This is a genomic window from Komagataeibacter oboediens, from assembly GCF_003207815.1.
Classification (GTDB): Bacteria; Pseudomonadota; Alphaproteobacteria; order Acetobacterales; family Acetobacteraceae; genus Komagataeibacter; species Komagataeibacter oboediens.
This window is the reverse complement of sequence record NZ_NKTX01000009.1, coordinates 32,702-51,354: the sequence shown is the minus strand read 5'-3', so window position 1 is coordinate 51,354 and position 18,653 is coordinate 32,702. Positions and strand designations below refer to the sequence as shown.

16 protein-coding genes are annotated in these 18,653 nt (G+C 63.2%); 12 read left to right on the top strand and 4 right to left on the bottom strand.

The window, feature by feature from the left end:
* The first annotated feature begins 36 nt into the window (after positions 1-36).
* The 5 genes from CFR80_RS06640 to CFR80_RS06620 all read left to right on the top strand — a co-directional run bounded on the left by CFR80_RS06640 (position 37) and on the right by CFR80_RS06620 (position 5,497).
* Entirely contained in the window at positions 37-1,032 is a 996-nt protein-coding gene (locus tag CFR80_RS06640) for an FAD-dependent oxidoreductase (RefSeq protein WP_042658862.1), read from the top strand.
* Positions 1,033-1,055: 23 nt separating this feature from the next.
* Positions 1,056-1,256 carry a sulfur carrier protein ThiS gene (gene thiS, locus CFR80_RS06635; RefSeq protein WP_029329493.1) on the top strand — a complete coding sequence of 67 codons (201 nt, stop codon included), beginning with the start codon at positions 1,056-1,058 and terminating at the stop codon, positions 1,254-1,256.
* 5 nt (positions 1,257-1,261) lie between these two features.
* Positions 1,262-2,032, top strand: a complete 771-nt coding sequence (locus tag CFR80_RS06630; RefSeq protein ID WP_010514564.1) for a thiazole synthase — start codon at positions 1,262-1,264, stop codon at positions 2,030-2,032.
* On the top strand, positions 2,029-2,649 hold the full coding sequence (locus CFR80_RS06625; protein ID WP_010514563.1) for a thiamine phosphate synthase: 621 nt from the start codon (positions 2,029-2,031) through the stop codon (positions 2,647-2,649). Before CFR80_RS06630 ends, CFR80_RS06625 begins: the two co-directional genes overlap by 4 nt.
* Positions 2,650-2,872: 223 nt before the next feature.
* Positions 2,873-5,497, top strand: coding sequence for a cation:proton antiporter (locus CFR80_RS06620; protein WP_010514562.1), 2,625 nt, complete (start codon positions 2,873-2,875; stop codon positions 5,495-5,497).
* 349 nt (positions 5,498-5,846) lie between these two features.
* Here CFR80_RS06620 and CFR80_RS06615 read toward each other — a convergent pair whose 3' ends face one another.
* Positions 5,847-8,591, bottom strand: coding sequence for a DUF4175 domain-containing protein (locus CFR80_RS06615; RefSeq protein ID WP_010514561.1), 2,745 nt, complete (start codon positions 8,589-8,591; stop codon positions 5,847-5,849).
* The gene (lysA, locus tag CFR80_RS06610) at positions 8,588-9,958 is read right to left on the bottom strand and encodes a diaminopimelate decarboxylase (protein ID WP_010514560.1); all 1,371 of its coding nucleotides are present in this window, start codon (positions 9,956-9,958) and stop codon (positions 8,588-8,590) included. The genes CFR80_RS06615 and lysA overlap by 4 nt, the downstream gene beginning before the upstream one ends.
* A 78-nt stretch (positions 9,959-10,036) precedes the next feature.
* On the opposite strand from lysA, the gene CFR80_RS06605 reads away from it, so the two are divergent.
* Complete coding sequence (locus CFR80_RS06605) at positions 10,037-10,435, top strand: cytidine deaminase (RefSeq protein WP_010514559.1); 399 nt, start codon at positions 10,037-10,039, stop codon at positions 10,433-10,435.
* A 9-nt stretch (positions 10,436-10,444) separates the two neighbouring features.
* Here CFR80_RS06605 and CFR80_RS19235 read toward each other — a convergent pair whose 3' ends face one another.
* Together CFR80_RS19235 and argH are read right to left on the bottom strand one after the other, a co-directional pair.
* On the bottom strand, positions 10,445-10,606 hold the full coding sequence (locus tag CFR80_RS19235; protein ID WP_010514558.1) for a hypothetical protein: 162 nt from the start codon (positions 10,604-10,606) through the stop codon (positions 10,445-10,447).
* Positions 10,603-12,042, bottom strand: a complete 1,440-nt coding sequence (argH, locus tag CFR80_RS06600) for an argininosuccinate lyase (RefSeq protein ID WP_010514557.1) — start codon at positions 12,040-12,042, stop codon at positions 10,603-10,605. Before argH ends, CFR80_RS19235 begins: the two co-directional genes overlap by 4 nt.
* A gap of 224 nt (positions 12,043-12,266) precedes the next feature.
* Here argH and CFR80_RS06595 point away from each other — a divergent pair, with 224 nt between their 5' ends.
* The 6 genes from CFR80_RS06595 to CFR80_RS06570 all read left to right on the top strand — a co-directional run bounded on the left by CFR80_RS06595 (position 12,267) and on the right by CFR80_RS06570 (position 18,651).
* Positions 12,267-13,085, top strand: coding sequence for an N-formylglutamate amidohydrolase (locus CFR80_RS06595; protein ID WP_029329492.1), 819 nt, complete (start codon positions 12,267-12,269; stop codon positions 13,083-13,085).
* A 43-nt stretch (positions 13,086-13,128) separates the two neighbouring features.
* Positions 13,129-13,995, top strand: coding sequence for a shikimate dehydrogenase (locus CFR80_RS06590; RefSeq protein WP_010514553.1), 867 nt, complete (start codon positions 13,129-13,131; stop codon positions 13,993-13,995).
* 11 nt (positions 13,996-14,006) lie between these two features.
* Entirely contained in the window at positions 14,007-14,597 is a 591-nt protein-coding gene (gene coaE, locus CFR80_RS06585) for a dephospho-CoA kinase (protein WP_010514552.1), read from the top strand.
* 42 nt (positions 14,598-14,639) lie between these two features.
* Positions 14,640-15,320, top strand: coding sequence for a DNA polymerase III subunit epsilon (gene dnaQ / locus CFR80_RS06580; RefSeq protein ID WP_029329491.1), 681 nt, complete (start codon positions 14,640-14,642; stop codon positions 15,318-15,320).
* 98 nt (positions 15,321-15,418) lie between these two features.
* Positions 15,419-17,764 carry an adenylate/guanylate cyclase domain-containing protein gene (locus CFR80_RS06575; RefSeq protein WP_010514550.1) on the top strand — a complete coding sequence of 782 codons (2,346 nt, stop codon included), beginning with the start codon at positions 15,419-15,421 and terminating at the stop codon, positions 17,762-17,764.
* Positions 17,761-18,651 (top strand): MlaE family ABC transporter permease, encoded by an 891-nt coding sequence (locus CFR80_RS06570; RefSeq protein WP_010514548.1) that lies wholly within the window; start codon positions 17,761-17,763, stop codon positions 18,649-18,651. Before CFR80_RS06575 ends, CFR80_RS06570 begins: the two co-directional genes overlap by 4 nt.
* The last annotated feature ends 2 nt before the right edge of the window (positions 18,652-18,653 follow it).

The following is an 18,653-nucleotide window of genomic DNA, read 5'->3' as shown; positions in this document are numbered from 1 at the left end:
GTCAGTAGCTATAATCGGGACAGGGGCACGACGCACATGGTAGCACAAACGGCAATCCCCCACGGGACGGGACCGTCTGTTCTTGTGCGGGGCGCGGGTGTGTCGGGCCTGACGGCGGCTGTGACGCTGGCCGAACGTGGCGCGCGGGTTAGTGTGCATGAATGCGGCGGGCGCGTGGGCTGGGGCGCGTCATGGAAGGCTGGCGGCATGCTGGCCCCTTGGTGCGAGGCGGAGTCCGCCACCCCGGAGGTCACCGCCCAGTCACTTGCGTCCCTTGACTGGTGGGATGCGCACGTTCCCGGCGTGGACCGCAATGGCACCCTTGTGCTGGCGCCGCCGCGCGATGTGCGCGAAATCATGCGTTTCGCCCGCAGGACATCACATTTTTCCACGATAGGCGAGGGTGAGATCGCGCAGATGGAGCCCGATCTTGCCGACCGTTTTTCCCGTGCACTGTTTTTCGCGGGGGAGGGACATGTCAACCCGCGCGACGCCCTGAATGCCCTTGCCGCCCGGGTGGTGGAACTGGGGGGCAGCCTGCGGTTCAATGTGCCGGTTGACGCCGGTACGGCGGGGTATGACTGGGTGGTGGACTGTACCGGTATCGCGGCGCGTGACAGGATGACCGACATGCGCGGCGTGCGGGGGGAAATGCTGCTGCTGCGGTGTCCCGATGTCACGCTGCATCGCCCGGTGCGTATGCTGCATCCGCGCATTCCCATTTATGTCGTACCGAGGGCGGGGCACGTGTACATGGTGGGAGCAACCATGATCGAAAGTGAAAATGCCGGCCCCATGACCCTGCGGTCGATGGTGGAAATGCTGGGCGCGGTCTATGCCCTGCACCCGGCATTTGGGGAAGCCGAAATACTGGAGACCGGTACCGGTCTGCGTCCATCCTATCCCGACAACATGCCTGCCGTCAGGCGACAGGGGCGGCATATCCATATCAACGGCATGTATCGCCACGGCTTCCTGCTTTCCCCCGTTCGCGCGGCCGAGGCAGCCGATATCGTATTTGGTGAAAGCTGATCCGACAGAAAGGGAGGATGGACATGCAGATACTGGTGAATGACAAACACCACGACGTGACAGCCGCCAACCTTGCAGCATTGCTTGATGAACTGGGTTATGATGTCACGGCCCGCATCGCCACTGCGGTGGATGGCTGCTTTGTCGCGGCCGGCAGGCGCGCGACCCATTCCCTGCATGACGGGGCGCGGGTGGAAATTCTGGCCCCCATGCAGGGAGGATAACCGCAATGACCCTTTTCTATGGCACTGAACTGGCGTCGCGCCTGATGCTGGGCACGGCACAGTACCCTTCGCCTGAAATCCTGAGTGACGCCGTCCGGCGGGCCGGGGCCGGGGTGGTGACCGTGTCGCTGCGGCGCGAGGCGGCAGGCAGCCGCGCGGGGCAGGCGTTCTGGACGCTGATCCGTGAACTGGATGTGCCCGTCCTGCCGAATACGGCGGGCTGTCATACCGTGCGTGAAGCCGTGACCACGGCGCAGATGGCGCGGGAGGTGTTCGGCACGGACTGGATCAAGCTGGAGGTGATCGGGGAATCCGATACGCTGCAGCCCGATATGTTCGCGCTGGTCGAAGCCGCCCGTATCCTGACGGAAGATGGTTTCAGGGTCTTTCCCTACATGACCGAGGATCTTGTCGGCGCGGAACGCCTGTTGCGCGCGGGGTGCGAGGTGTTGATGCCATGGGGGGCGCCTATCGGGTCGGGCAAGGGACTGAACAATCTGTTTGGCCTGCGTGCCCTGCGTGCCCATTTTCCGGACGTGCCCATGGTGGTCGATGCGGGGATTGGCGTGCCCTCCCACGCGGCACAGGCGATGGAACTGGGTTATGACGCCGTGCTGATCAATACGGCGGTGGCCAAGGCGGGCAACCCTGCGGAAATGGCGCGTGCCTTCGCCATGGCGGTGGAAGCGGGCCGCATGGCCTATATTGCCGACCCGATGGAAGAACGTGACATGGCCGTTCCCTCCACCCCCGTGATCGGGCAGGCGGTACTATGAGTTCCGTTCTGCCGTCACGCATCTATCCCGTCGTGGACGCCGCACACTGGGTTGGAAGCCTGGGGCAGGCTGGGGCACGGCTGATCCAGTTGCGGCTCAAGGACATGGCGATGGATGCCCTGCGTCATGAAATCCGCGAAGGCATCCAACTTGCCCGTGCGCATCATGTCTGCCTTGTGCTGAATGATTACTGGCAGCTTGCGATCGAGGAAGGGGTGGACTTCATCCACCTGGGACAGGAAGACCTTGACACGGCGGACCTGACGGCCATTCGTGCGTCAGGCCTGAAGCTGGGGGTCAGCACCCATAGTGATGCTGAACTGGAGCGCGCGCTGTCCGTCGCCCCCGATTATGTGGCGCTGGGGCCGGTCTGGCCCACAAAACTGAAGAAAATGCCGTGGGAGCCGCAGGGCACGGAAAAGCTGTCGGTATGGAAACGGCGCATTGGCGATATTCCGCTTGTCGCGATCGGGGGGATTACCCTTGCGCGCGCGCCGCTGTGCATTGCGGCCGGGGCAGACTGTGTATCGGCGGTGTCCGATTTCATTCGCATGCCGGACCCGCAGGCACAGGTCCGGGCATGGCTTGCCGCCACGGCCCGTCTGGTCAGTGTGTGAAATACTGGAATATAATGTGATGCATCATGTGTTGTTGATGCAACGTTGGTGTGGCATTATTGATACGCGACATGCGGATATGCGAAGGAACGTCTTTTGCAGCCAGATGTTGGTTTTACAAGCTGGATTCTGTTGATCTGAAACGTATTGGACATAATCTGTTCATGGTCAGCCACTAGGATCGGTCTGTAAGCATGATATGGCCGGAAGTCGGGGATTTTGAATGGAGATAGCGGGTCTGGCAGCAATTCTGATGGCGATTGCCGTGCTGCTTGTCGTGGTCAGCGCGGTTCAGCCGCTTGCCCGCCGTCTGGAACTGTCCGAAACCGTTCTGCTTGCCATTGTGGGTATCGTGATCGGCGGTGCGGCCGACCTTGTACTGCGCAATTCCCATCTGGAAATCTTCAATGGCGCGGCGCAGACGCTGCTGGATTTCCCGCTTAACAGCGAAGCCTTCCTGCTGATTTTCCTGCCCATACTGGTGTTTCAGGGGGCGCTGGGCATTGACGTGCGCAGGCTGGCGCATGAAACCGCGACCGTACTTCTGCTGGCCGTGGTGGCGGTGGCGGTCTCAACTGCGGCCATCGGCTTCGCGCTGTATCCCTTTGCGGGCATGCCGCTGGCGGTGTGCCTCCTGCTTGGCTCCATTGTGGCGACGACCGATCCGTCGGCCGTGGCGGGGATATTCAAGGAAATTGGTGCTGCCAGCCGCCTGACCCGGCTGGTGGAAGGCGAGGCGTTGCTGAATGACGCTGCCGCCATTTCCATTTTCACCATCCTGCTTGGCTCCATTACGTCGCACCACAAGATCATGCTGGGCGGCGCGGTGCTGGAATTCCTTGTGTCCTTCATCGGGGCGCTGATCATCGGCATCGTCTTCGGCCGGTTGACCCTTATGGTGATTCCCGCGCTGGGGGCTGCCCCCGCGGCCGAGGTCACGCTGACGGTGGCGCTGCCGTACCTGTCCTATATCGTCTGTGATGAATTCCTGGGTTTTTCCGGCGTGGTGGCCACAGCTGCGTCCGGCCTGACGATTTCAATTTACGGGCCGTCCACTTTCCGGCCCCAGACATGGCGCTTCCTGAACGAGCTGTGGCAGCAGCTTGTGTTCTGGGCCGGGTCACTGGTGTTCGTGCTGGCTTCCATGCTGGTGCCGCGCCTGCTGGTGGGCATGACCAAATGGGACTGCGTGCTGATCCTGCTGGCAGCAGGTGCCGGGCTGCTGGCGCGCGGAGCGGTGGTGTTCGGCATGCTGCCCATCCTTGCCGCCACCAGGCTGTCCCCCCCCGTGCCGACCCCGTTCAAGGTGACGATGGTATGGGGTGGCCTGCGTGGTGCCATTACGCTGGCGCTGGCGCTGGCCGTGACGGAAAATGAACATGTTTCCAGCAGCATCGCCCATTTCATCGGGATCATCGCCACGGGGTTCGTGCTGATTACCCTGTTCGTGAACGGGATGTCGCTGCGGTACCTGGTGCTGTTTCTCAAGCTCGATCAACTGCCGCTGATCGATCAGGCGCTGCGTCATCAGATCCTTGCCATCGGGCTGGGTGAGGTCCGTGACCAGACGCGGGAGGTCGCGGGCGAACTGGGTTTTTCGAACAATGTCACCAATACGGTGGTCGAGGTCATAGACCGCCGCGTCCATTCGGAAGAACAGGCCAATACCTTCGACACGGCCCTGGGCGACCGACAGCGGGTGACGCTGGCGCTGATTGTCATTGCCAACCGTGAACGTTCCATCCTGCTTGACCTGTTCCGCATACAGGGGCTGTCGCGACGTGTGATGGAAACGCTGCTGCGGTCGGCCGAGGCCATGGTCGATGGTGCCCGACTGGAAGGGCGGTTTGGCTATGTCCGTGCCCTGCGCCGTCGCCTGCGTCCTTCGCTGCGTTTCCGTGTGGCGCAGGTGATCCATCACCGGTTCAATTTCGATACGCCCCTCATGTACTGCATGATGGAACGGTTCGAGATGCTGATGATCGGCTATTTCGTCTCCCTGTCGCTGACCCGTTTCATGCGCCAGCGCATGGAGCCGACGCTGGGAACGCGTATCAGTGAAATCGTGGGTGAAGTGCTGGGTCGGCAGTGCAAGCTGCTGGATGAGGCATTGCAGACCCTGCGGCTGCATTACCATGGTTATTCCGAAGCACTGGAAAACCGCATGCTGCGCCAGATCGCGCTGCGGCTGGAAGAAGAGAAATACGATACCCTGATGTCCGAATCGCTGCTGAGCGAGGAACTGCACCGTGAACTGCACCGCGATGTGGAACACCGGCGTGAACAGCTGGATTTCAGACTGAAATTCAATATCCGGGCAGGGATTGAAAGCCGCATCCATAACTTCCCCCTGTTTGAAGGGGTGGCCGATGGCGTGCTGCATGACATTGCGATGAAGATGTCCATCCACTTTTCCTCTCCCGGTGAGCGGCTCTACCGCAAGGGGCAGAAGGTGCGCACGGTCTATTTCATCAGCGCGGGTCTGGCTGAAACCCATTATCCCAAGCACGACGTACGCTTTGGCGCGGGTGCGGTGCTGGGTGGGGAAGAAGCACTGAAGGACGAGCGTGTCACGGCCACCAGCCGTTCCCTGCAGTTCGGGCATTTCATGACGATGAGCGCACGTAACTTCCGCAGGCTGGTGGAAGAATACCCGCGTATTGGCGATAATCTGGAATGTCTGGCACAGGCCCGCAGCAAGGGTGAACTGCCCGACGCCCAGCTTCTGCCGCAGGACGGACAGGATGCGCCGGAAAGCCCGCCATCATACGACGCCATTGACCTTGCCACCGCCCCCGTCACCCGCGCCATTCCGGTGCGTCAGGATAGTCAGGCGAGCGACGCCTGACCTGTGCGCCGGGTGCGCCTTGTGCGGGTAGTAGTCGGATCAGGGCAGTGACGCGCCTTCAGGTATGGACGGTCCTGATCCCGGGGGAGCAGAGGAACAATCGTCTTTCGTCTTTTTCAGAAAAACTGGCGTTTTGAGTGAAGCTTCCTGCAGGAGGCTTCACCAAAAAACCTTCTTTTCCAAGATATCGGAAGCTGAGGACGGCAGGCCCCATACGCCTGCTCTGACCGGTTCTGTGACAGCCATCTATGGTGGGGCGCAGCCCCCGTTGCCCCCTGTTGTCCGGAGCGGATGGACCGCCTGTGTTCCGAAGGGCCGGTCAGGCTCTCCGGACCTTGCGTAGCATGCTTTAGAAAGCGCGAAGCAGCCGGTCGAGATATTCCAGTTCCTCGGGTGGGCGGGTGCGGTCGGCATCGCGGCGGCGCAGTTCCTGCTCAATTTCACGCGCGCGTTCGCGGCTGACATTGTCAGGCACATGGGTGTCGTTATCCATGCCTGCATGGGTGCCACCGGTCTTGCGGCCCAGTGGGTCACGATCGCCCTTGCCCTCGGCCTGCTGGTCGGTGTCGTCCTCATCATCCTGGCTGCCGGGGTGGTTGCCGCCGCTGCCATGGCTGCCCTTGCCATTTTCCTGCGACATCATGGGCAGGAATACCGTCATGCCGCCATGCGTACTCTGGTTACGCATGGACTGACGCATCTGCTGGTCGCCCTGCTGCAGGTCCGCCAGAACCTTTTTCTCGGCCGCCGCCGCATCTGGATCCTTGCCCGCGCCCAGTGCTGCGCGCACGGCCTTCATGTCCGTCTGCGCCTTGTCCAGCGCGGGCATGTCCTTGCCGCTGGCCTGCCTGAATTCGCGTTGCAGTTCATGCAGCGCGCGGGACAGGGCATGCTGCATGGCCCGGTCGGCATGCTGCTGCGCCGTGTGGGCTTCCGGCGTCATGCTTTCCGGTGGCGGAGCGCTGGCCTGTGGCGGCTGGGGCGTACCGCCCGATGGCGTGATGCCAAGCTGGCGCAGCAGGTCGGCAGTGGACATGGAGGACAGATCGCCGCCTTCCTCATCCATATCGGTCTGGCGGCTGGTGGCATCACGGTCCTGCTGGCGCTGGGTCTGGTCCATGCGGGACTGGGCGTGGTCCAGCAACTGGGACTGGCGGCTGATCAGGTCACGCAGTGCGCGGCGCAGTTCCTTTGCCTGCTGGCGGGCCTGCATCTGCTGTGCCAGCTGCATCATGTCCTGTGGGGTGGCGTTGCGGATGCCGTTGGCCATGTCCTCCATCTGTTGCAGCTTCTGCATTGCATCGGCATTACGGCCATTGGCGGCGTCGTCCTGCAACTGCTGCATCATCCGGGCCATGTTCTGTTCACCGCGTGATGTCATTTCCGGCATGGCGGGAATGGCTGAATGGTCACGCATGGCCTGTTGGGCCAGCGCCTGCATCTTACGCGAAATCGCGTCCTTCAGTGCCTGCATGCGGTGCTGCAGTTCCGCCTGCTGTTCAGGTCCCTGTCCCCTGGGCCCCATGTCGCGCATGTGTTCAAGCTGTTCGCGTACGGCATCCTGCGCCGCCTGAACGCCAAAGTCAGCCTGTTCGTTATTGATGTCCCGGCGGTTGTGTTCAATGTCCAGCGCAAGGAACCACAGCCGTCCGGTGGCCTGCGTAATGGCGTAGTCATCGGTCACGTCATCCGCATCGCCCAGCACGGCGGCCACGCTGGTCAATGCCAGCAGCAGGCCGACATGGTGGGTCAGCATGGTGTCGGCCTGACCCAGCGCCAGCAGTTCACGTGCTGCCTGTGCCCGGTTTTCGCGGTGCAGGGCCACGCGTTTGCGGATATCCAGTATCGCCTTGGCCAGCGGATTGCTGAAGGGCCGTGCCCCCATGCGCAGCCGGACCGGGACAGAGGTCGCGGTCATGCCACTCGTGCTGGTGGCGACCAGACGCGCGGTCACGTCCTCGCCCGCCCACGGATTTTGCGACAGGTCGGGTGTTGCCACGTCATCCGCCACGCGTGGGTGGCCATTCAGCGGGATCGGGACCGTCAGGACATCCTGCGGGCCGTCCGGCATGACCAGTTCCGCATGCATCGCGGCAATCCCGTAAGGCTGGGCCACATGGTAGGGCAGGCGGGTGCGCCATTCACCTTCGCGGCTGCCGGGATCCTTGCCCCATGCAATCTCCGGCGCGGGATTGGGTGTTACGGTCAGGTTCCATTGCCCCAGCGTGCGTCCACGTCCGCGCAGGCGCAGCGTGCCACTGGCCAGAAGGGAGGCCTGCGCATTCCAGCTTGCATTGCCCAGGGCGTGAAAATCATGGGGACCGATTGCAGGCTGTGGTCCGCTGGCATGCATGCGCAGGGTGGGCCGGCCATTCAGCCCGTTCAGCGTGATGGTCAGTTGCGCGCCCGCGGGAACAGTGGCGCTGGTATGTGTTGCGTCCAGAAAGACCGGTGCGCCGGGTGCGTAGTCGGGCATGGTAATCCATGCATTGATCTGGGGCGCGGGGGTGTCGGCATCATCCGTGCCGGGCAGGAAGGCTGCCGTAACGCGGCTTGCGGCATGGTCGCCGCTCCATATCATGCCGCCAGCCAGCAGTATGGCAAGGACCGGGGTGGCCGCCCACCACGTGGCGCCACGCAGGTGCGGGCGCGGCCACCCACCCCGCAGGCGGCCCAGTGCCGCCGTGGTGCGGTGCAGGTGGACCTGCCACAGATAGGTGATTTCGGGCGTGATGGCGTTGGCGGGCCGGTCATGCAGCGTGCGCAGCGGCTGGCCGGTCAGGCCGGATGCCTGCTCCACCCGGCGGTCGGTCTCGGACGCGGTGGGGGGATGGATGCCACGCCACTGCCGCCACGTGGCGTAGAGCGTTCCGGCGCCTGCCCCGGTCAGGAGGGCGGCATGCAGGCTGTCGGGCATGTGCTGGGGCAGGCGCGTAAGCCCCAGCAGCGCAACCCCCATGGCGGCATCGACCGTAGGCAGCATGAGCGGCCATAGCTGTTCCACCCACAGGGCACGGCGCGCCTGCTGGCGGGCACGGGCCAGGCGTCGCGGCAGGCTGCCGCCGGGCTGGGTGCTGTCCTGCCCGGCTGTCATAGGCCTCCGCCAGCGGGGAGGAGGGTTTCCTCCACCCACTCGGGAATACGGTCGGCTGCCCACAGGTCCTCGGGCTGCTGGCGTTCGCGGATGACGGACCAGCGGTCGCCATCGACCATGACCTGTGCCGCCAGCGGACGGGCGTTGTAGGTCGAACTCATGACCATGCCATAGGCGCCGCAATCCAGCAGCGCCACGCGCGCCCCGGCATCCATGTGCGGCAGGGTGCGGTCATGGCCAAAGGTATCACCGCTTTCGCATACCGGTCCCACCACATGCACCTGTTCGGTGGGGGCCGTGGCGGTCGTGGCGGACAGGGGCACGATACCATGCCATGCATCATACAGGCTGGGACGCATGAGGTCATTCATCGCGGCATCCAGTACAAGGAATGGCGGCATGCCGTCATATCCCGTCTTGCGCAGGATCACGGTGGACAGCAGCACGCCAGCGGGACCAGCAAGCCAGCGCCCGGGTTCAATGGCAAGCCGCGTGCCCAGGTCACCCAGTTCGGCATGGATGGCAGCGGCGAGGGCTTCGGGCGCACCTTCGGTTTCATCGCGATAGGAAATGCCCAGCCCCCCGCCACAGTCCAGGGCCTCGATCGCCAGCCCCCGCGCACGGATCGCGCGGACAAGGTCAGCGAGTCTGGCATAGGCGGTGCGGTAGGGTTGCATGCGCACGATCTGGCTGCCGATATGCATTGCCAGCCCGACGGGCCGGATACCCGGTAAAGTGGCCGCGCGGGCATAAAGTTCAACCGCCCGGTCATATGGAATGCCGAATTTGTTGGTGGCGAGGCCAGTCGTGATCTTGGCATGGGTGCCGGCATCGACATCGGGATTGATGCGCAGCGCCACGCGTGCCTCCAGCCCTTCGGCTTCCGCTACGGCTGAGAGAAGTTCAAGCTCCTCGGCACTTTCCACATTGATCTGCGCGATGCCCGCCTGCAGGGCAAGGCGCATTTCCTCCAGTGTTTTGCCAACGCCTGAAAACACGATTCTGGCCGCCGGGATGCCCGCCATCATGGCGCGGCGCAGTTCACCGCCGCTGACCACGTCTGCCCCGGCCCCTTCGGCGGCCAGCACGCGCAGCACCGCCAGGTGGTCGTTGGCCTTGACGGCAAAATGAATGGAAACCGGGCGGCCTGTGGCCGCAAGAGCCGCGGCAAGCCTGCGGTACCGTGCGCGCAGGGTTCCCGCACTCATGACCCATGTGGGCGTGCCAAGGGCATCGGCAATGGCGTTGAGGGGAACGTCTTCCAGCACAAGTCCATCCATGGCATGCATGGATAGCGCCGGACGGACGGCCAGCAGGGCGGCAACGGATGGGTCCTGTCCACGACAGGTAGGGGTAGCATCAGCCATGATGTCCGCACGATACCGTCTTGCCCCGTTGCTTCCAAGGTGCTTGACGCATGAAAGAACGAGAAGGAGAAGCCGGTTATGAACAATGATCCCCTGATACAGGCTGCCGTTGATATCCGGCTGCGTGCCTATGCGCCGTATTCACGCTTTCTGGTGGGGGCGGCAGTGGAAACCACGGACGGCCAGATATATTCAGGCTGCAATGTTGAAAATGCGGCCTACCCCGAAGCCACCTGTGCCGAAGCGGGGGCCATTGCGGCCATGGTGGCGCAGGGCGGGCGGCATATCCGCCGTGTCGCAATATCTGGCGGCGTGGATACCGCCTGCCCCCCATGCGGGGGATGCAGGCAGAAGATCAGGGAATTCGCAAGCCCCGATACGCCCGTCACCATGGCGTCACCCACAGGGGAGGTCCTGCTGGTCCGCACGCTGGCGGAACTGCTGCCGGACAGTTTCGGGCCCGATAATCTGGCCTGAATACAGGTATCAGCGCTGCGGGTTGGGGTAGGTCATGTAATAGTTCCGCGAACCCGCAGGCTGGTGCGGCGGCCCGATACGCCCGCACGCGCCAAGCGTGGAGGCGGCGACCAGCCCGAGCAGTGTCAGCAGCATGATGCTGCGCCCGCGCGTGCGAAGGTGGATGTTCATCTGTCGTTTCCTTCCGTCCCCAGGGTATCAAGCCAGCGCGTGGCCTGCGCACGCACGTTGCCTGCCGCCGTGCCGCCAAGGCTGGTGCGCGAGGCGATGGAGGAATCGACATCCAGCACGGTGAAGATGTCGGCGGTGATGCCCGGCTCTTCCGCCTGCATTTCCTCCAGCGTCAGGTCAGACAGCCCCACGCCCTTTGCTTCTGCCTTGCCAACCAGGCGGCCGGTCACATGGTGGGCCGTGCGGAAGGGCACCTTCAGCACCCGCACCAGCCAGTCGGCCAGGTCGGTTGCGGTGGAAAAGCCCGATCCGGCATAGGCGCGCATCTGATCGGCATTGACGCTGAGGTCGCGGATCATGCCATCCATTGCCGCAAGGCTGAGGGCAGCGGCATCGGTCGCGGCGAAAACAGGTTCCTTGTCTTCCTGCATGTCCTTGGCATAGGCCAGTGGCAGGCCCTTCATCACGGTCAGCAGGCCAACCAGCGCACCGGTAATGCGCCCGCCCTTGGCGCGGACCAGTTCTGCCGCATCGGGGTTGCGCTTCTGCGGCATGATGGACGACCCGGTCGTGAACGCATCGGACAGGCGGATGAAGGAGAAGGGGGCTGAACACCAGACCACGATTTCTTCCGCCAGCCGCGACAGGTGCACGGCCATGATGGATAGTGCGGACAGGTATTCCAGCGCGAAATCACGATCCGACACCGCATCGAGCGAATTGGCCGTGGGGCGGTCAAAGCCCAGCGCCCGTGCCGTCATGTCCCGGTCGATGGGGAAGGACGTGCCCGCAAGGGCCGCCGATCCCAGCGGGGATTCATTCAGCCTGCGCCGTGCATCCGCCAGCCTGCCGCGGTCACGCGCCAGCATTTCCACATAGGCCATCAGGTGGTGGCCAAAGGTCACGGGCTGCGCGGTCTGCAGGTGGGTGAAACCGGGCATGGGAGTTGCGGCATGTTCCGCCGCCCGCCGCGCCAGCGCACGCATGAGGGACGCGGCCTGCTGGTCCAGCCCGTCGATCGCGTCACGCACCCACAGGCGGAAATCGGTCGCGACCTGATCGTTGCGCGAACGCGCGGTGTGCAGGCGCTTTCCCGCCTCGCCAATCCGGTCGGACAGGCGGGCTTCGATATTCATGTGAATATCTTCCAGCGCCGTGCTGAATTCAAAGGTGCCCGCCGCGATTTCGCGCCCGATCTGGTCCAGCCCCTCGGTAATGGCGCGGGCATCCGCATCGGAAATGATGCCGGTTTTCGCCAGCATGGCGGCATGGGCCTTTGACCCGGCGATATCCTGCCGCCACAGGGCCCTGTCAAAACCGATCGAGGCATTGATGTCCTGCATGATCGCCGCCGGCCCCCCGGCAAAGCGGCCGCCCCATTGTGCGTTCGCCTTCTGCGCGTCGTGATCGGTCGGCGTTTTTGCGTTCCCCGGCATCCTGTGTTCCAGCTACCCCAAGTGTGAAAAGGATCGTGTCTCGTGCATTGTGGCATAATGCCATCACATGCGGCGCACCCTACCCATCTGGCGCGGCAGATACAATCGTTCGCGTGGCGGGCTGCCCGTCCCGTGCGGTGGATGGGCGGCAGGGGTCTTTCACTCCCGCGGCGGGACCTGTAACATCGGGACGAACCCGCCCATGGCACAGGATGTCCCGCACAATGCAGCATACAGCCCTTGCGCAGGAGCCGTTACGGTTGCTGACGCAGGATGATCCGGCTCCCGTCATCCAGTATGGCACTTCCGCGCTTGATGGCGCCATGCCGCCGCCCGGCCTGCCGTTCGTGCTGGTCAGTGATCATGCGGGGCGTGGCATTCCGTCTGCGCTGGGGGACATGGGGGTCAGCGCGGCTGATCACGCGCGCCATATCGCCTGTGACCTGGGCATGGCCGAAACCGGGCGGCTGCTGGCGCGGGAACTGGACTGCGTGCTGATCGAACAGGCCTATTCACGCCTTGTGATCGACTGCAACCGCGCCCCGGGGCACCCGACGTCCATCGTGCGCGAAAGTGACGGGACGCGGGTTCCGGCCAACATCGATATCACGGCGGCGGAAGAAGGTAGCCGGGTGGAGGAAATCTTCCTGCCATACCACGACCGGATCAGCCGCGAGATCTCGACACGGCTGGAGGCCGGGCAGCCTGTGGTGCTGGTGTCCCTGCACAGCTTTACCGACCGCATGAATGGCATGGCGCGGCCATGGCATACGGGTGTGCTGCATAATCGCAATCCGGCCTTCGGCCTGCGGGTGCGTGACCTGCTGGCGGCGGAAGAAGGGCTGGTGGTCGGCAGCAATGAACCCTATGCCCTGACGGATGTCAGTGATTATACCGTGCCGGTCCATGCCGAAGGGCGCGGGGTACCCTATCTGGAAATCGAGATACGCCAGGACCTGATCGCCACTGCACAGGGGCAGGCGGAATGGGCGCAGCGCCTGGCACGTATCCTGCCGCAGGCATGGGAAGATTTCAGGCACTAGCCACCCCTATCAACATATCCGGCATTTGATGGATTGGAAAACAATGGAACGCAGGCCACGCATTGACGGGCATACCCTGCTGGCCGGGGTGATCGGCTGGCCGGTGGCGCATTCGCGCTCGCCGCTCATGCATAATTTCTGGCTGGAACAGCGCGGGATCAACGGGGCATACGTTCCATTGCCCGTGGCGCCGGGTGCGTTCGATGTCGCGGTGCGGGGGCTGCAGGCGGCAGGCTTCCGTGGCGTGAACGTGACCATTCCGCACAAGGAATCGGCCTATCGGATCGTGGACCGTCTGGACCGTTCGGCCCAGCGTTCGGGATCGGTCAATACGCTGGTTTTCGCGCCCGATGGCAGGATTGAGGGATATTCCACCGATGGCGACGGGTTCGTGGCCAATGTGGAGGCGCATGGAATCCCGGTCAGAGGGGGACGTGCCCTGCTGCTGGGGGCTGGCGGGGCCGCGCGTGCCATCGCCGCAAGCCTGCTGGACCGGGGTGTGGACGTTGTCGTGGCCAACCGCACCCGCGCACGGGCGGACGCCCTGGCCGCGCAGCTTGCAGGCATTACCGTCATTGACTGGGCGGGGGCGGACGAGTTGCTGCCATCCTGCCGGTTTGTGGTCAACACCACGTCCATCGGCATGGAGGGAGGGGCGGACGCCACGCTTCCGCTGGACCTGTCGCGGGCGGATGCCGGGCTGGTTGTCTGTGATATCGTTTATGTGCCGCGTCAGACCGCGCTGCTCAGGCAGGCGGCAGAACGTGGGCTGCGTACTGTCGATGGCCTGGGCATGCTGATCCATCAGGCCGGACTCGGGTTTGAAAAATGGTTTGGGGCGACACCGGATATCGGGCCGGAGGTTGAAGCCCTGCTGGATGCCGACCTGCATCGCGTGCACGCGGGCTGAACGGGGCTATCATGCGCGTACTGGGGCTGACGGGCGGGATCGGTATGGGCAAGTCCACGACGGCCGCCCTGCTGAAACGGGCGGGCATGCGGGTGTTCGATGCCGATGCTGCCGTTGCCGCCCTGCAGGCCCCGCATGGGGCGGCCCTGCCTGCCATCGGGCGGCTGGTGCCCGGTTCGGTGCATGACGGCGTGCTGGACCGCGCGGTGCTGCGGCAGGCGGCGCTGTCCGACCCTGTGGTCATGCGTGGTCTGGAGGGGATTATCCACCCGCTGGTGCGTCGGGCGCGTCAGCGGTTTCTGGCGCGCGCCCGGCGCGATGGCTGCCGGTGGGTCGTGCTGGATGTCCCGCTTCTGTTTGAAACCGGAACCGACCGGATATGTGACCGCGTGGTGGTGGTCAGCGCGCCAGCGTCCATACAGCGTCAGCGCGTGCTGCGGCGGGGGCGGATGACGCCAGCGCAGATCGATGCGGTCATTGCCCGCCAGATGCCCGATGCCGAGCGCCGACGGCGGGCCGACGTGATTATTGAAACCGGCCTGTCGCGCCACGAAACGGTGCGGCAGGTCAGGCGTTTGCTGTATGCACTATGCACTGCGTGAAGGACGTCCCGCCGCATGGGCGGCGGCCGGGGGGAAACCTGCATGAAACGTACCATTCTGTTTGATACGGAAACCACAGGCCTTGATCCGCTCAAAGGGGACCGGGTGATTGAAATCGCGGCCTTGGAACTGGTGGGTGACCTGCCCACGGGGCGCAGTTTCCATGTCCTGATCGACCCGGAACGCGACGTGCCGGAAGAAGCGTCGCGCGTGCATGGCTTCACGCGGGCAGATCTGGAAGGAAAGCCGAAATTCGCGGAAATTGCCCCAGATTTTCTGGAATTTGTCGGTAATGACCCCCTGATCGCGCATAATGCCCGCTTCGATTTTGGCTTCATGAACGCGGAACTGTCGCGCGCGCGACTGCCGGAACTTGATATGGGGCGGATGGTCGATACGCTGGATATGGCGCGGGAGCGTTTCCCGGGTATGCCCAACAGCCTTGATGCCCTGTGCCGCCGTTTTTCCATCGACCTGTCGGAACGTACCACCCATAACGCGCTGCTCGACTGCAAACTGCTGGCGGCGGTCTATCTGGAACTGACCGGAGGCAGGCAGCGCGGCTTCAGCCTGGCGGTGGATGATAATGGCGGGGGGATCGCCACCTATACCTATGCCCGGCCTGCCGGCCATGTGCCGGTGCGCGTCAGGCCTGATCCGGCAGAACTTGAAGCCCATCAGGCGTTTGTCGGACACCTGTCGGACCCGCTGTGGATCGCCTGAATGGGCGGTATGTAACAAAGGGAGTGGTCCCACCGGGACGTTTGGTCTAACCTGCCACGTATTATTCGTACCTGACGTATTGAAACAGGAAGAGAGCATTGGCCACGGACGAGATTGTCGATCCCACGATTGCCCCTTCCGACCAGTTCAGACGCTTCCTGTTTCATATCGGCATTCCGGTGGCCGGTGTGGTTTCGGTCATTGCCGTCATTGCTGGTGTGGGGTGGCATTCCTACCGGACTGTTCGCACTGGCGCATTGACCCTGACGCATGACCTGCTGGTCAGCCAGCAGGATTACGTCGCAAAGGAAGTCAGTTCCTTTCTTATGCCTGCCTCTGCCGGGGCGATCGTGGCGCGCGACATGCTTGAACATGGCGCGCCGGAGGTGGAGCAGAAGATCTTCACCGGCTACAGCAGCACCATGATGCGGAATGTTCTGCAGATCCAGTCCTTCTACATTGCCGACAGCGACGGCAATTTCAGCACGCTGGAACATGGGGAAAAGCAGGGCGAGACCGCGCTGACCACCCTGCATGGCGTCGGCACGCCCCAGGCCATTTTCACCCATGAACTGCGTGATGACAACGGCAAGCTGCTGAAACAGTGGCAGACGCCTGCAGGGACGTACGATCCCCGCGGGCATGGCTGGTTTGCCGATACGGTCAAGGCAGGGCAGGAATTCTGGACCCGTCCCTATATGGTGGAGGTGACCAAGCAGGTCACCATCACGGCTGCGGTTCCGTACAAGGGCAGTAATGACAAGACGTATGTCTATGCCATCAACATGTCCCTTAATCATCTCAACAGTTTTCTCAATTCACTGAAAATTGGTGAAAGCGGTACCGCGATCCTGCTTGATCAGGACGGGCATGTCGTCGCTGGCCACGGCATGCAGGAAACGCAGACCAAGGCGCATGGCGATCCGTCCAAGATGACGCTGGATCCGGAAAAATTTCCGGTCATGACCAAGGCGTTCGATGAATATCGCGTCCATGGATATGGGGCCCGCACGGTCAGGGTAAAGGGTCGGCAGTATGTCACCATTACCGCCAACCTGCCGGTTGGCAAGGATAGCTGGGTTCTGCTGCTGGTAGCACCCGAGGACGATTTTTCGCGCTTCGCCATGGCGGACGGGCGGCAAAACCTGCTGTTCTTTGTCCTGGTGGTGATCATGGCGCTGGGTTTCGGGCTGCTTCTGTTCCTGCAGGCGCGGCGCAGTGACCGTCTGCGCAACAGGATCCGCCAGAGCGAGGCCGTCGCCAACTACGAAAGCCACGCCCTGCAGTCGGTCGCGGCCTATCCCGACCTGTTCAATCCGGAGGACAACGCCCTTGTCCTGACCGAGACGCTGGCCGATCAGTCCCATGCACGCCGCGCCGCCATATGGCGTATCCTGCACGATGGGCATACGCTCATGTGCATCGATTCCTATGACAGGCAGCAGGACGTGCATTCCGGTGGCTTCGAAATGGCGACCACGGATCTGAAAAAGTTCTTTGATGCCGTTTCCCATGGTGATGCGCTGGTCGCGACCAATGCATCGACCGATGACCGAACGACAGCCTTCTACCGCGTTTACATGCGGGCCTTTGGCAGCAGTTCGCTGTTCTGCAGCCCGATCCAGGGCAGTAGCGGTCCCGTAGGTGTCATTACGCTGGAAGATGCCCCCCGTGCGGAAATGGTCTCCCACTTCGTGGACATGATCGCAGGTGTCGCGGCGGCCCGTTTCTCCGCACAGCATTATACGGCGGTCGCCGCCGCGCGTGAGGAACTGGAATCGGAACCCGCCGCAGGCGAGGAAGAGCCCCAGGACCCCAGTCAGGGCTTCCTGCTGTCGCCCGGTGCGCTGTCCATTAACGGGCAGGCCGGCAGTGTGGACCTGACCAAGCTGGACGGGTTCTATCCTGCCGTCACCATCATGGTCATCAGCCTGTCCGACATGATCATGACGGCCCAGAATGATCCGGCTGCCAATATCAAGCTGATCGATACGATGGCCGGCACGCTGCAGGATATCGCCCACCAGTGCGGGCTGTATTCCATCCGCATGCTGGGGCACCGGGTTGTCTGTGTCGCGGGCTGTTCGCGCACGCCGGACAAGGGGGCGGTGTTCCGTATGGCGAATGCCGCGCTCATGATGCGTGAAAACGTGCTGGCCATGCTGTCGCAGGCCGACCTTGACCCGGTCTTCCGCATCGGCATCGACGTGGGACCGGTATTCGGCGGCATGCTGGGCAAGAACCCGCAGGCGTTCAACCTGTGGGGCGATGCGATGGGCATGGCCGAGATGATGGCGCAGGGCGCGCCGGATGTCGGCACGATCCAGGTGTCTGAAAATGTCTATCAGCGCCTGCGTCAGTATTTCCTGTTCCGTGAACGCGGCCGGTTCTTCATTCCCGGCATGGGGCTGACACGGACCTATGTGCTGGCCGGACGGCGATGACCGATACGTCACCCCCAGCCCCTGACCGCACGGCACCGCAGACGAACCCGTTTTCCGGTCCGCAGCCGGACGATGCCGGTCGCTTTGTCCATCTGTTGCGCCGTTTCGCGCCTTGGCTTGCCGCCATCGGGCGCCTGACGCGCCACCAGATCCGGTTCACCCTGCTGGTGATCGGGGCGGGATGGGGCACGATCCGCGAAAGCCTGCGGCCCAATTCATGGCGCAGGCCGGTTATCTATGAATTCCGCGCATCACTGAGGCAGGTTGTCAGTGGTGGGTTCCTGAGCATCGTGGTCACCGCGACGCTGACGGGCCTCATGGTGGTGTCACAGGCCGCGTACTGGCTGGGGTTCGCGGGCATGGCGCAGATGACGGGGTCCATCCTCGTATCTGTGCTGGTGCGTGAAATCTCGCCCATCCTTGTCGGTATCATCCTGATGGGGCGCAGCGGCATGCTGTCCCTGACGGAAATCGGCATGATGGTGCTGGGCGGGGAGGTGCGTGCCCTGCAGGCGCGTGGTATCGACCCGTTCCTGGCGCTGGTCATGCCGCGTACGTTCGCCTTCACGCTTGGTGGCTTCACGCTGGGCATGATCTTTGCGGTCGTGTCGCTGTTGATGGGGTTTGTCATCGCGCATTCCACGGGGGCGATTACGACATCGGTCTGGACGTTCTTTTTCAATGTCCTTGCGGCGATGACCACGTGGGATTACCTGATCATTCCGCTTAAATTCGTGCTGGTCGGCTTCTTCGTCGGGCTGGGGGCCTGCATTTCGGGGCTGACCGTCAGCAGTAATGATACGATGGCCACCATCATGCCACGCGGGTTCGCGCGCGGGATCATGCTGGTGCTGGTGGTCAACGTCCTCTTCATGCTGGATTTCTGACC